The sequence below is a fragment of the Micromonospora sicca genome, from assembly GCF_003172935.1.
In the GTDB taxonomy this organism is placed as follows: domain Bacteria; phylum Actinomycetota; class Actinomycetes; order Mycobacteriales; family Micromonosporaceae; genus Micromonospora; species Micromonospora sicca.
Genome location: NZ_QGKS01000263.1, coordinates 19,960 through 32,584, shown reverse-complemented (window position 1 = coordinate 32,584; position 12,625 = coordinate 19,960). Strand labels below are relative to the sequence as shown.

Annotated in this window: 11 protein-coding genes; 4 read left to right on the top strand and 7 right to left on the bottom strand. The window is 72.3% G+C overall.

The features are described 5' to 3' along the window. Positions 1 to 86: 86 nt before the first annotated feature. From DKT69_RS20795 to DKT69_RS20780, 4 genes are all read right to left on the bottom strand, one after another. Positions 87 to 1,700 (bottom strand): glycosyltransferase family 4 protein, encoded by a 1,614-nt coding sequence (locus DKT69_RS20795; RefSeq protein ID WP_109803193.1) that lies wholly within the window; start codon positions 1,698 to 1,700, stop codon positions 87 to 89. Between the two features lie 31 nt (positions 1,701 to 1,731). After that, positions 1,732 to 2,760: a Gfo/Idh/MocA family protein gene (locus tag DKT69_RS20790; RefSeq protein ID WP_109803192.1), complete on the bottom strand. Its 1,029-nt coding sequence runs from the start codon at positions 2,758 to 2,760 to the stop codon at positions 1,732 to 1,734. Next, positions 2,757 to 3,866: a DegT/DnrJ/EryC1/StrS family aminotransferase gene (locus tag DKT69_RS20785; RefSeq protein WP_109803191.1), complete on the bottom strand. Its 1,110-nt coding sequence runs from the start codon at positions 3,864 to 3,866 to the stop codon at positions 2,757 to 2,759. Before DKT69_RS20785 ends, DKT69_RS20790 begins: the two co-directional genes overlap by 4 nt. 154 nt (positions 3,867 to 4,020) lie before the next feature. Next, positions 4,021 to 4,653, bottom strand: coding sequence for a TetR/AcrR family transcriptional regulator (locus DKT69_RS20780; protein ID WP_109803190.1), 633 nt, complete (start codon positions 4,651 to 4,653; stop codon positions 4,021 to 4,023). Positions 4,654 to 4,816: 163 nt separating this feature from the next. Between DKT69_RS20780 and DKT69_RS20775 the strand changes: the two genes are divergently transcribed. The 4 genes from DKT69_RS20775 to DKT69_RS20760 all read left to right on the top strand — a co-directional run bounded on the left by DKT69_RS20775 (position 4,817) and on the right by DKT69_RS20760 (position 9,902). Beyond that, positions 4,817 to 5,722, top strand: coding sequence for an ABC transporter permease (locus DKT69_RS20775; RefSeq protein ID WP_109803189.1), 906 nt, complete (start codon positions 4,817 to 4,819; stop codon positions 5,720 to 5,722). After that, positions 5,715 to 6,515 (top strand): ABC transporter ATP-binding protein, encoded by an 801-nt coding sequence (locus DKT69_RS20770; protein ID WP_109803188.1) that lies wholly within the window; start codon positions 5,715 to 5,717, stop codon positions 6,513 to 6,515. The genes DKT69_RS20775 and DKT69_RS20770 overlap by 8 nt, the downstream gene beginning before the upstream one ends. 141 nt (positions 6,516 to 6,656) lie before the next feature. Further along, positions 6,657 to 8,168: a bifunctional cytidylyltransferase/SDR family oxidoreductase gene (locus tag DKT69_RS20765; RefSeq protein ID WP_109803187.1), complete on the top strand. Its 1,512-nt coding sequence runs from the start codon at positions 6,657 to 6,659 to the stop codon at positions 8,166 to 8,168. A 21-nt stretch (positions 8,169 to 8,189) separates the two neighbouring features. Then, entirely contained in the window at positions 8,190 to 9,902 is a 1,713-nt protein-coding gene (locus DKT69_RS20760) for a CDP-glycerol glycerophosphotransferase family protein (RefSeq protein WP_109803186.1), read from the top strand. 43 nt (positions 9,903 to 9,945) lie between these two features. Here DKT69_RS20760 and uppS read toward each other — a convergent pair whose 3' ends face one another. The 3 genes from uppS to DKT69_RS20745 form a co-directional block, all read right to left on the bottom strand. Continuing rightward, on the bottom strand, positions 9,946 to 10,725 hold the full coding sequence (gene uppS / locus DKT69_RS20755; protein ID WP_109803210.1) for a polyprenyl diphosphate synthase: 780 nt from the start codon (positions 10,723 to 10,725) through the stop codon (positions 9,946 to 9,948). 36 nt (positions 10,726 to 10,761) lie between these two features. Next, positions 10,762 to 11,514: an alpha/beta fold hydrolase gene (locus tag DKT69_RS20750; protein WP_109803185.1), complete on the bottom strand. Its 753-nt coding sequence runs from the start codon at positions 11,512 to 11,514 to the stop codon at positions 10,762 to 10,764. A 122-nt stretch (positions 11,515 to 11,636) separates the two neighbouring features. After that, a complete protein-coding gene (locus DKT69_RS20745) occupies positions 11,637 to 12,458 on the bottom strand; it encodes a C39 family peptidase (RefSeq protein ID WP_109803184.1) in 822 nt (273 codons plus the stop codon). Between the last annotated feature and the right edge of the window lie 167 nt (positions 12,459 to 12,625).

The following is a 12,625-nucleotide window of genomic DNA, read 5'->3' as shown; positions in this document are numbered from 1 at the left end:
GGCGCCCGGTGCGGCACGGCGGGTCCACCGGGGACGAAGACGGACGGACCGGCTCCGCCCTGGGGCGGAGCCGGCCCGTCCTCGCGTCAGTGGGTGGTACCCGCCAGCTCCCGCTGGTCGCCGGGGACCCGGGCCGCCGGCACGGTGCCGCCGGCGGCCGCGGCGGGGATGCCCAGCAGGCCGCTGTAGACCTGGTCGAGGACCCGCGCCTGGGCCTCCCAGGTCCAGCCCTCCAGCAGGCCGGGTTTGTCGTACGCGGCCCGGTAGCGTGCCGGGTCGGCGAGCACGGCCCGGACGGCCCGGACGTAGTCGGTCAGGTCCTCGGCCCGGAAGACCTCGCCCTGCCCGGTGTCCCGGGCGGTCTGGGCCATGGTCTTCACGTCACTGACCACGATGGGCAGTCGCGCGTGCGAGTACTCCAGGAACTTCGTGATCAGCGCCAGCTCGTGGTTGGGCTTGTGGTGGATCGGGATGACGCCCGCGTCCGCCGCGGACAGGAACGGGACGACCTGCCAGTGCTTGACGTACGGCAGCAGGTGCACCCGGTCGCCGACGCCCAGCTCCACGGCCCGTTCCAGCAGCGTCTCCGAGAACCGGTTGTCCCCGTTCGGGTTCATCGTCACGAAGGCGACGTGCACCTCGGGCAGCTCCGGCAGCGCCTCCACCATGAGCTGGACGCCCCGGCTCGGGTTCACGGCGCCGGCGTAGACCAGCACCGGCGTCCGCTCGTCCACCCCGCAGAGCGCCCGCAGGTCGGGCGTGTCGCCGTCGGCGTCGGCCGGCGGCGCCATCGGCGCGTTGAGCACCACCGCCGGCCGTTCCGGCAGGGCGTGCGTCTCCTGGAGCAGCTCGGCGAGCGTGTCGGAGACCGTCACCACCGCGTCCGGGTAGGCGGCGTACTCGGCGGTGTAGGCGATCTGGGCCGGCAGCCAGCGGGGGTTGTCGGCCCGACCGGTGATGCCGCCGACGAACTCGTGGGCGTCCCAGACCAGCTTGGTGTCGCGGCCGGCGGCCCGGGCCCGCAGCATCGCCCGCGCCCCGACGCCGAGCATCCGGAAGTCGTTGGCGTGGATGATGTCCGGCTCGAGCTCGTCGATCGCGGTGCGGAAGGCCAGCTCGAAGTCCCACAGGCCCGGGTCCAGCCGGCGCCAGCTGCGGTTGCCCAGCAGCGCCTGCCAGCTCCTGATCGGCAGCTTGGTGAGCAGCGAGTCCGGGTCGACCTGACGCTCGCGCAGCCGACGGGTCTCACCGGCCCGGAACTTCACCCACCGGGCCAGCACCACCGCCGCGGCGCGGGACGGCAGCTGCGCCGTCCGGCCGACGACGGCCGGCAGCCGGCCGCCGAGGACCTGCGCCCGGATCCGGCGCTCGTAGAGTTCGGCCTGCCAGGCCTTGATCTCCTGGATCCGGTACGCGGCCTTCGTCCCCGGCGGGTACGCCAGCGGCCGGCGCAGCGAACGGCTGCTGTCCCGGGGGAGCCGGTGCAGCGGCTTGGGCACCCGCAGCAGCCGGACCTCCGCCCCGCCGATCTGCCAGGTGTCCGTGTCGGAACGGGCGTTGCGGATGCCGAGGAGGAAGACCTCCCAGCCGGCGTCCGCGGCCGACCGGGCGGCCTTCTGGACCCGGGAGTCGCCGTGCACCCCGTTGTCGACGAGCATGACGACCCGGCCGCGCGACCCGGTCGTGCTGTTGGAAGCCATCGTGTATCCCTCCCCCTGGAATGCGCTGCGGCTAGCGGGCGACGGCCGGTTCGTCGCTCTGGCTCGACGCCACGGAGACGACCTTGCCGTCGGAGGCGGACTCCAGGAGGCCGGCGGCCACCTGCACCGTGCGCAGACCCTGCCGCAGGGTGACGATGTCGCTCTGCTTGCCCTCGACCGCGTCGCGGAACCGCTCGTGCTCGACGAGCAGCGGCTCCCGCTTCGGGATCGCGTAGCGCACCATGTCGCCCTCGGCCACCCCGCGGAACGCGCGCAGCGCCTCCCACTCGGTGTCGATGGCGCCGTTGGCGTAGAAGGTCAGGTCGGCGGTGAGCGTGTCGGCCACGAAGCAGCCCCGGTCACCGGTGATCACGGTGGACCGCTCCTTGAGCGGGCTGAGCCAGTTGACCAGGTGGTTCACCATCGTGCCGTCGGCGAGCTGGCCGACCACGGCCACCATGTCCTCGTGCAGCCGGCCGCTGCGGGAGACGGTGCGGGCCGACACCGAGGCGTACTCCTGGCCGGTCACCCAGGCGGTGAGGTCGATGTCGTGGGTGGCCAGGTCCATCACCACGCCGACGTCGGCGATCCGGTGCGGGAACGGCCCCTGCCGCCGGGTGACGACCTGGTAGACCTCGCCCAGTTCGCCGGCCTCGAGCCGGCTGCGCAGGTTCTGCAGGGACGGGTTGTAGCGCTCGATGTGCCCGACCCCGGCGACCAGGCCGGCGGCCTCGAACGCCTCGACGAGCCGGGTCGCCGCCTCGACCGACTGGGCCAGCGGCTTCTCGATCAGCGCGCTGACCCCGTTGGCCGCCAGCTCCAGGCCGACCTGCTCGTGCAGCGCGGTCGGGCAGGCGACCACCGCGTAGTCGATGCCCATGGCCAGCAGGTCACCGAGCTGCGGCACCACCGGGGCGCGCAGCGTGCCGGTGACGTCGCCGGCCGGGTCGACGATGCCGACCAGCTCGACGCCGTCCAGGTTGGACAGCACGCGGGCGTGGTTGCGGCCCATCGCGCCGAGGCCGATCAGGCCGGCGCGCAGCTTGCGTCCGCCGCTCATCGGGCACCCCCGGCGAGGTTGGCGGCCTCGGCGATCCGCTCCAGGTCGGCCTGGGTCAGCGACGGGTGGACCGGCAGCGAGACCACCTCGGCGGCGGCCCGCTCGGTCTCCGGCAGCTCCCATGGGCCGGGCTTGCCGTCCTCGGTGAGGTACGGCTTGAGCCGGTGGATCGGCGTCGGGTAGTAGACGGCGTTGCCGATGCCCAGCTCGGTCAGGCGGGCCTGGGCGGCGTCCCGGTCGCCCTTCACCCGCACCGTGTACTGGTGGTAGACGTGCTTGGCCGCGTCCGCCACCGGCGGGGTGACCATGCCGGTGATGTTGGAGTCGAGGTACTTGGCGTTGGCCCGGCGCTGCTCGGTCCACTCGCCGAGCTGACCGAGCTGCACCCGGCCGATCGCGGCGGCCACGTCGGTCATCCGCATGTTGGCGCCGACGATCTCGTTGGCGTACCGCTGCTCCATGCCCTGGTTGCGCAGCAGCCGCAGGGTGCGGGCCAGCTCCGCGTCGGCGGTGGTGACCATGCCGCCCTCGAGGGCGTGCATGTTCTTCGTCGGGTAGAAGCTGAAGCAGCCGGCGGTGCCGAAGGCGCCGACCGGGGTGCCGTGGAGGCTCGCGCCGTGGGCCTGGGCGGCGTCCTCGACGACGGCGAGGCCGTGCTGCTCGGCGATGGCCATGATCCGGTCCATCGCGGCCGGGTGGCCGTACAGGTGCACCGGCATGATGGCCACGGTCCGCGGGGTGACCGCGGCGGCCACGGCCTCCGGGTCCACGCAGAAGCTGCCCGGCTCGATGTCCACGAAGACCGGCTCGGCGCCGACCAGCCGGACGGCGTTGGCGCTGGCGGCGAAGGAGAACGAGGGCACGATGACCTCGTCGCCGGGGCCGAAGCCGAGCGCCATCAGGGTGAGCTGCAGAGCGGACGTGCCGGAGTTCACGGCCACGCAGTGCCGGCCGGCGACGAGCTCGCCGAACTCCTCCTCGAACGCCGCGACTTCCGGGCCCTGCACGACCCGGCCGCTCCGCAGCACCCGGACAGCCGCCTCGATCTCGGCCTCACCGATGATCGGTCGTGCTGGGGGGATGAACTCTGGGTGCGGCCCAGCCATGGGGCTTCCTCCTGTCGACAAAATGCTCATTGGGGGTTCCGGGGGGATGGTAGCGGGTTCGGTGGAAAACTAGCTGGTCGCGGTAATTGTCCGACCAGTTGTCTCCTGTTGTTCATGATCGACGAGTCGGGTCGCGAACGACGCGCAGCGGGGGTCAAATCTCCACCTCGTCGCGGACGGGCCCCACGCATGCTACCCGGAGCGCCGCGACGATCGCGGTCGCCATTCGCGGCACCTCCTCCGTCCGCAGCGGCGCCCGGGCGATGGCCAGCCGCCAGTAGATCGGCCCGACGATCAGGTCGACCGCCGCCTGCGGGTCGGTGTCGGTGGGAAGCTCCCCGCGCTCGACGGCCCGGCCGATCAGGATCCGGCCGACCGCCTGCTGGTAGTCGTCGAGTGCCTGCTGGAGCTTCTCGGCGATCTGCGGGTTGCGGGCGGCCTCGGCGAGCAGGTCCGGGATGATCTGTGAGGCCAGCCGGTGACGCAGCGCACGAGCCATCACGTGCAGCAGGATCTCCAGGTCGCCGAGGAGGCTGCCGGTGTCGAGCAGCGGCAGGTTGCGCCCGGCCACGGCGGAGACCATGTCCAGCACCAGGTCGAGCTTGGAACGCCACCGGCGATAGATGGCCGTCTTGCTCACCCCGGCCCGCCGGGCCACCGCCTCGATGGAGAGGCGGCCGTAGCCGACCTCGGCCAACTCCTGCATGACGGCAGCGCGGATGGCCGTGGTGATCTCGCCGCGCAGCACCGCCGCACCGGCCGGCGCACGCCTCTTCTCGGTCGTCACGTGGGACAATGTAGCGCAACGACGATACGGTTGCGTCCCGACGTGTTTTGGACTACCTTCCACGCAGCAGCGAGGCGGCGCTCCCCGCACTGGCCACGCTAGATTTCATCGCCGCGACACATCACTTGCTCCCCATCGGCACGGAAGATCGGAGCGCCTGACCATGGCCAACACCGCGGTGGCCGACCCCAACTCCGGAGTGACCCGGGCGCAGCTCGCGCAGCGGCACGGGCTCCGGATCGCGGGGGAACGCCCACCCCTGGCCGAGTACACCCGCAAGCTGTGGGCGTACCGACACTTCATGACCGCGTACTCGCGGGCGAAGGTGGCCTCGTCGTTCAGCAACACCCAGCTCGGCCAGCTCTGGCAGGTGCTGACCCCGCTGACCAACGCGGCGGTCTACTACCTGATCTTCGGCGTGATCATCTCGCAGAACCGGAACGTGCCGAACTTCATCGCGTACCTCTGCACGGGTGTCTTCATCTTCACCTTCACCCAGAGCGCGGCGTTGCAGGGCACCAGCGCGATCACCGGCAACCTGGGCCTGATCCGGGCGCTGCAGTTCCCCCGGGCGGCCCTGCCGATCACCGTCACGCTGGTGCAGTTCCAGCAGCTGCTCATGTCGATGGTGGTGCTGGCCGGGATCGTGTTGTTCACCGGCGAGCCGATCACCTTCCGCTGGCTGCTGATCGCGCCCGCGCTGGTGCTCCAGTCGATCTTCAACGTCGGGCTGACCATGATCATGGCCCGGATCGGCTCGAAGGTCACCGACCTCAAGCAGGTCATGCCCTTCGTGCTGCGGACCTGGCTCTACGGCTCCGGCGTGCTCTACAGCGTCAAGCTGTTCGAGGACCGGCTGCCCGGGTGGGCGGCGACCGCCCTGGAGTCCAACCCGATCCTGGTCTACATCGAGCTGGCCCGGTACGCGCTGCTCGACTCGGCGTACCCGGAGCACATCGCGTCCTCGCCGCTGCGGCTGTGGACTCTGGCCGTGACCTGGGCGGTGGCCTTCGGTTTGGGTGGATTCGTCTACTTCTGGCGCGGAGAAGAGGAGTACGGCCGTGGCTGACCAGACCCAGCCGGCGGGCAACGCCGCCGTGGCGGACGCGGGACGGGTCCCCACCGTGGTGGTGGACGACGTGCACGTGATCTACAAGATCCACAAGGGCGCCACCGGGGGCACGAGCCCGGTCGCCGCCCTCAAGCGCATCGTGTCCCGAACCAACGCGCCGAACATCCGTGAGGTGCACGCGGTCAAGGGGGTGAGCTTCACCGCGTACCAGGGTGAGGCCATCGGCCTGATCGGCAGCAACGGCTCCGGCAAGTCGACCCTGCTGCGGGCCGTCGCCGGGCTGCTCCCGCCAGCCCGGGGCGCGGTCTACACGCTGGGCCAGCCGTCCCTGCTCGGCGTGAACGCCGCCCTGCTCAACGACCTCTCCGGCGAGCGCAACGTGGTGCTCGGCTGCCTCGCCATGGGCATGTCCCCCGAGGAGGTCAAGCGGCTGGCGCCGGAGATCATCGAGTTCTCCGGGATCAACGAGCGCGGCGACTTCGCCTCGCTGCCGATGCGGACCTACTCCTCCGGCATGGGCGCCCGGCTGCGCTTCGCCATCTCCTCCGCGAAGAAGCACGACGTGCTGCTCATCGACGAGGCGCTGGCCACCGGTGACCGCAAGTTCCGGGCCCGCAGCGAGCAGCGGGTACGGGAGCTGCGCGACAGCGCCGGCACGGTCTTCCTGGTCAGCCACTCGATCAGCTCGATCCGGGACACCTGCGAGCGGACCATCTGGCTGGAGAGCGGCGTCCTGAGGATGGACGGCCCCACCGACGAGGTCTGCGACGCGTACGAGGGTCAGAAGTAGCCAGCCGGAGCGCACCGGCCGGGGCCCGCCCCGGTCGGTGCGCTCCGTCGTACGCGTTAAGGTTTTCTGGTCGCTGGCGAAAGTTCACCACCCGGTCATCCAGGCGTAGAACCCCATCCCCCGCAGAAGTGAGGAACGGCAATGACGCAGGACCGCACCACCGCACCGGACGCCACGCCGGCGAGCCCGGCACCCTGGCGCCCCTCGCGGACGGTGGCCGTCATCCTCGCCGGAGGGACCGGGACCCGCCTCGGGCTGGGCATCCCCAAGCAGCTGCTGAAGATCGCCGGCAAGCCGATCATCGAGCACACGCTGGCCGTCTTCGAGGCCGCGCCGGAGATCGACGAGATCATCGTGCTGATGGCCACCGGCCACGTCGCCGACGCTGAGCGGATCGTCGCCAACGCCGGATTCCGCAAGGTCAGCCAGGTGATCGAGGGCGGTGACACCCGCAACGCCACCACCCGGATCGCGCTCGACGCGGTCGGCGAGGGCGACGTCAACATCCTCTTCCACGACGCGGTGCGGCCCCTGGTCAGCGCCCGGATCGTGCGCGAGTGCGTGAACGCCCTCTGGACGTACTCGGCGGTCGACGTGGCCATCCCCTCCGCCGACACGATCATCCAGGTCGACCAGGACGACTGCATCACCGACATCCCGGTGCGCGCGACCCTGCGGCGGGGGCAGACCCCGCAGGCGTTCCGGTCCGGCACCATCCGGGAGGCGTACCGGCGGGCCGAGGGCGACCCCGACTTCGCCGCCACCGACGACTGCGGCGTGGTGCTGCGCTACCTGCCCGGCACGCCGATCAAGGTGATCGACGGATCGGACGAGAACATCAAGGTCACCCACCCGGTCGACGTGCACCTGGCGGACAAGCTCTTCCAGCTCGCCGCCGCGCAGGCGCCCCGGCTGACCGACCAGCGCAGCTACACCGAGGAGCTGACCGGCCGGACCATCGTGGTCTTCGGCGGCAGCTACGGCATCGGCCACGACCTCGCCGAGCTGGCCCGCCGCTACGGCGCCCAGGTCTTCCCGTTCAGCCGCTCCACCACCGGCACGCACGTCGAGCGGGCCGAGGACGTGGCGGCGGCGCTGAAGACCGCCTTCGAGGCCACCGGCCGGATCGACCACGTGGTGGTCACCGCCGGCATCCTGGAGAAGGGCGCCCTCGCCGAGATGGACGAGGAGACGATGGACCGGCTCCTGCACGTCAACTTCGTCGGCCCGGTCACCATCGCCCGGCAGTCGCTGCCGTACCTCCAGCAGACCAAGGGTCAGCTGCTGCTCTACACGTCCAGCTCGTACACCCGGGGCCGGGCCCGCTACGCGCTCTACTCGGCCACCAAGGCCGCCCTGGTCAACCTGACCCAGGCGCTCGCCGACGAGTGGGCGGAGTTCGGCGTACGGGTCAACTGCGTCAACCCGGAGCGCACCGCGACCCCGATGCGGACGAAGGCGTTCGGCGAGGAGCCGGAGCACACCCTGCTCTCCTCCGAGGCGGTCGCCCAGGCGTCGCTGGACGTGCTGATCTCCGACCTGACCGGCCAGGTCATCGACGTGCGCCGGGCGCCCGGCGAACAGGTCGCGGCGGTGCCCGCCCAGCCGGGCGCGCACCCGTCCGAGCAGCTCTCCGCCGACGTCGACGCCTGACCCACCGAACGGACGACCGACATGCGTGGTGACCTGGTCCGGAAGCTGCTCGCCCGGGTGCTGACCACCGGGCTGGCGGTGCTGGCGTTCCTCGTCGTGGCGCTCACCGGGGCGACCGGGTGGGGGCTGGCGATCGCGGTGGCCGCCCTCGCGGCCGCCGCGGTGGAACGCCGGATCCGACCGGGCGCCGACGGCGTCGCCGAGTCGGTCCTGGTCGCCGCGGGCATCCTGGTCGGGTACGCCCGCCGGCTCGACGGCGGTTTCCACCCGGCGCTCGCCGCCACCGCGCTGGTCCTGCTCGGCCTGGTCCTGCTGGCCGCGCCGCTGCGCGCCGCGGGCGCCCTGGAGATCCGCGCCGCCAACCTGCCGGTCCGCACCTGGACGCCGCGGGTCACGGAGCGGCTCGGCGACGCGCTGCTGGTGCTGCTCGGGCTCGTCGCGGTCGCCGCCGCCGCCACCCTGCCCGCGTGGGTGCCGCTGGTCGCCGTCCTGCTGGTCGCACCCGGCTGCGCGGCGGTCGGCCTCGACCTCGCCCGGCGGCGGTTCCGGCCGCCGGCCGGCGGCGGTCCGGTGGGCCGGGCGCTGCGCCGCCACCAGCCGGAGTTCCTGCTCTACTTCTCCGCGCCGCCCGGGTCGGAGTACCAGGTCACCATGTGGCTGCCCTACCTGGAACGGATCGGCCGGCCGTTCCTGGTGCTGCTGCGCGAGCCGGAGTTCCTGCCGGCCATCGCGGCCGCCACCAGCGCCCCGGTCGTCTTCTGCCCGACCCTCAAGACGATGGACGAGGCGCTGGTGCCGAGCCTGCGGGCGGCGTTCTACGTCAACCACGGCGCGAAGAACAGCCACTGCATCCGCTTCTCGCAGCTCACCCATGTCCAGCTGCACCACGGCGACAGCGACAAGGCCCCCAGCGCCAACCCGGTGTCGGCGATCTTCGACCGGATCTTCGTGGCCGGGCCGGCCGCGATCGACCGGTACGCCCGGGCCGGCGTGGAGATCCCCGCGGAGAAGTTCGTCGTGGTCGGCCGCCCGCAGGTGGAGGGGATCGAGGTACGGCGGGAGCCGGCGCGCCGCCTGGCCGCCCCGACGGTGCTCTACACCCCGACCTGGACCGGGCACCACGCCGACGCCGACTACTGCTCCCTGCCCGTGGCCGAGACGGTGATCCGCCGGCTGCTCGACCGCGGCGCCACGGTGATCCTGCGGGCCCACCCGTACACCGGGCAGAACCCGACCTCGGCCCGGCAGCTCGCCCGGCTGACCGAGCTGCTCGCCGCCGACCAGGCCCGGACGGGACGGGCGCACCTCTGGGGCGCGGCCACCCGCGAGCTGACCCTGACCGAGTGCGTCAACCGCTCCGACGCGCTGGTCTCGGACGTCTCCGGGGTCATCTCGGACTACCTCTACTCCGGCAAGCCGTACGCGGTGACCGACATGGGTGTCGACGGCGAGCACTTCGTCGAACAGTTCCCGCTGGCCGGCTCCGGTTACGTGCTGCGCCGGGACATGTCCAACGTGGACGAGGTGCTGGCGGAGCTGCTCGACACCGACCCGAAGGCGGCCGACCGCTGGGCCACCCGGAGCCGCTACCTCGGCGACTTCCCGGCCGACTCGTACGCGGAGGCGTTCGTCGACGCCGCCCGCCGCCAGCTCGAACCGGACTGGAACCCGCCGGCGCCCCGGGCCGCGGACGCCGTCGCCCAGCACGGCTCCCCCCTGTCCCCCACGCCCTGAGCAGTCCTTCCGTCGCGGCGTCCGACGGTGCTCGTCCGGGTGGTCACGCCCCGAATCGTCGACCACGAGCGGAGTAGGAGCGCAGGGCGCGCAGGAAATCGATCTTCCGGAAGCCGGGCCAGTACACGTCGCAGAAGTACAGCTCGGAGTAGGCGGCCTGCCAGAGCAGGAACCCGGACATGCGACGTTCTCCGCTGGTGCGGATGACCAGATCCGGGTCGGGCTGGCCGCCGGTGTACAGACGCGCCGCGATGGCGTCGGCGGTGAGGCGTTGCGCGACGTCGTCGAGTGCGGCGCCCGCTCTCGCCTCGTCCTCCAGCAGCGAACGAACCGCACTGACGATCTCCTCGCGGCCGTCGTAGCCGATGGCGACCGTGAGGTGGAAGTCGGCGCCCCGCTCACGGGTGGCGTCCTCGGCGAGTTTCAGGGCGTGGCGGGTCGAGTCGGGTAGCACGTCCGCGCGGCCGGCCAGGTGGAGCCGCCACGGGTTGGCCGGGCGCAGGAGTGGCTCCGCGACGACCTCCTCGATCATCCGCATCAGGTTCTCGACCTCGTCGGACGCGCGTTTGCGCATGTTGTCCACGGAGGCGACGAAGAGCGTGACGTGGCGGATGCCCGTGTCGGCACACCAGCCCAGTACCTCGTGGATGTGCTCCGCGCCGTACCGGTGGCCCAGCCCGGGGTCGTCGAAGCCCATCTGCCGGGCCCACCGGCGGTTTCCGTCCGTCACCATGGCAACGTGGCGCGGCAGTGTCTGATGAGCCAGTTGGGCGCGGAGACGGCGGGCGTAGAGCTCATAGGCAAGGCGGCGGATGGGCTGCATCATGATCAGATATAACCACCTCAACCCGCCCGCGCATCAGTGGTACGGGTCGAGGAGGGCGAGGACCGCCTCCGGGTCCTCGACGTGGGCGTTGTGCCCCGGGCCGGGCAGGGTGGCCACCGGGACGCCGAACTCCTTGAGCTGGGCGTCGGTCACCATCGGATCGTGCTCGCCGCGAGCCAGCAGCACCGGCACGTCGGTCGCCGCGAGCAGCGCCGCCAGCCGCGGCTCCCCGACCCCGAACGCGGCCGGGTCCATCGCCAGCCGCCAGCGGCCGTCCTCCCGGCGCAGGCCGGCGTCGACCACCGGGTGGTCCGGGGCGAAGAGGCCGGCGAGGCCGGAGACCCGCAGGTAACGGCGGGCCGCCTCGTCCCGGCTGGCGAACCAGGTGACCGGCCGCTCGGCCAGCTCCCGGGCCTTGTCCAGCTCGGCGGGCGACCAGACCGCCTTGATGCCCAGCCCGACCACCGCCTCGATGGCCAGGCCGAGCTGCCGGGCGGCCAGCGCCAACGCCACCACCCCGCCGAGCGAGTGCCCGAGCACCACGAGCCGGTCCCGCGGTCCCAGCCGGTCGGCGACCGGCGCCAGGCCATCCACGACCCGCCGGGCCAGCGCCGCGAAGGTGTACGCCGGCAACGGCGGCGACCAACCGTGCCCGGCCAGGTCGGGGGCGAGCCACCGCCCCGCCCACCGGCGCTCCAGCAGCGGCGCCCAGGGCAGCCACACCTCGCCGGTGGCGCCCAGGCCGTGCAGCAGCAACAGCTGGCGGGTACCCGTCTCGTCGCCCATAGGGCGCAGTGTGCCACCGGTGGGACACCACGCGCGAGAGCCGGCGGCGGCCCGTACGGTCGGGCATACGACGTCGGGCACCGGCTCCAGGAGCCGGTGCCCGACGGGTGACGCGGAGTGGATCAGGCGGAGTAGCCGCGGGTGGCCATCCAGTTCGCCAGGTCGATCGTGGTGATCCAGTACGCCGGCAGCGCCGGGTTCGCCGAGTCGGCGATCCGGACGGTCCGGCCGTCGTTCTTGTAGCCGACCACGGCGATGTAGTGGCCGCCGGGGAACGAGTGCCAGCCGCCGTCGGTGTCGGTGGCGGAGCCGACGATGTTGGCGACCACGCCGCGGCCGTCGGTGATGGCCTTGACCACGTCGGCCTGGAGCTGGTCCATCTGGGCCGGGGTGGCCGGGCCGGGGATCATGTGGGTCCGGTACGGGTTGCCCTTGACCATCTGGTTGAGCCCGCGGGTGGTGTCCTCGGCCGAGTTGGTGCCGTTCTCACCGGCGTTCAGGGGGGCGACCATCGCGTCCTGAGTGGTCTCGACGCCGCTCGCGCTGAGCGCGTTGCGCACCGCGGCCGGGCCGCAGTTCCAGTAGGCGGTCTGCGCCTCGTAGGTGTAGTCGAGGACCTTGGTCGACGGCGGCTTCGGCGCCGCCTTGCGGGTCAGGTCCGGGTCCGGCTTGGCCGAGGTCGCCGTCGGCGACGGCTTGGGGCTGGGCGAGGTCGACGGGACGGCGGCGATCCGCTCCTGACTGCGGGTGGCCACGTCGCCGAGACGCGGGGCCAGCTCGGAGACGGCGGCGGTGGTCTCCTGGCGGACGGGCGCGTCGCCGGTGCCGGCGAGCAGGGCGCCGGTGCCGGAGGCCAGCACGAGCGCGGCGGCGGAGCCAGCCACGATCTGGTACGGGCGCTCGGTGGCGAGGCGCCGCAGCTGCCGCTTCAGGGTGTGCTTCATCTTGGTCCTCCACGGAAGGCGGGAGCGGCGCACGCCGATCCGACGCGCGGAGGAACTCACGCGTGACGAGGGATCAGGGCGGTGCGACCGCGGGAAGGGGGCGCCCGGTCAACCGGGCAGCAGGGCGGATGCCGGAGTCAGCGCGCCGGTCAGGCGAGCGACGGCAC

Coding starts and splice junctions, on each gene's coding strand:
- DKT69_RS20795 (WP_109803193.1), bottom strand. CDS start 1,700: ATGGCTTCCAACAGCACGACCGGGTCGCGCGGCCGGGTCGTCATGCTC.
- DKT69_RS20790 (WP_109803192.1), bottom strand. CDS start 2,760: ATGAGCGGCGGACGCAAGCTGCGCGCCGGCCTGATCGGCCTCGGCGCG.
- DKT69_RS20785 (WP_109803191.1), bottom strand. CDS start 3,866: ATGGCTGGGCCGCACCCAGAGTTCATCCCCCCAGCACGACCGATCATC.
- DKT69_RS20775 (WP_109803189.1), top strand. CDS start 4,817: ATGGCCAACACCGCGGTGGCCGACCCCAACTCCGGAGTGACCCGGGCG.
- DKT69_RS20765 (WP_109803187.1), top strand. CDS start 6,657: ATGACGCAGGACCGCACCACCGCACCGGACGCCACGCCGGCGAGCCCG.
- DKT69_RS20760 (WP_109803186.1), top strand. CDS start 8,190: ATGCGTGGTGACCTGGTCCGGAAGCTGCTCGCCCGGGTGCTGACCACC.
- uppS (WP_109803210.1), bottom strand. CDS start 10,725: ATGCAGCCCATCCGCCGCCTTGCCTATGAGCTCTACGCCCGCCGTCTC.
- DKT69_RS20750 (WP_109803185.1), bottom strand. CDS start 11,514: ATGGGCGACGAGACGGGTACCCGCCAGCTGTTGCTGCTGCACGGCCTG.
- DKT69_RS20745 (WP_109803184.1), bottom strand. CDS start 12,458: ATGAAGCACACCCTGAAGCGGCAGCTGCGGCGCCTCGCCACCGAGCGC.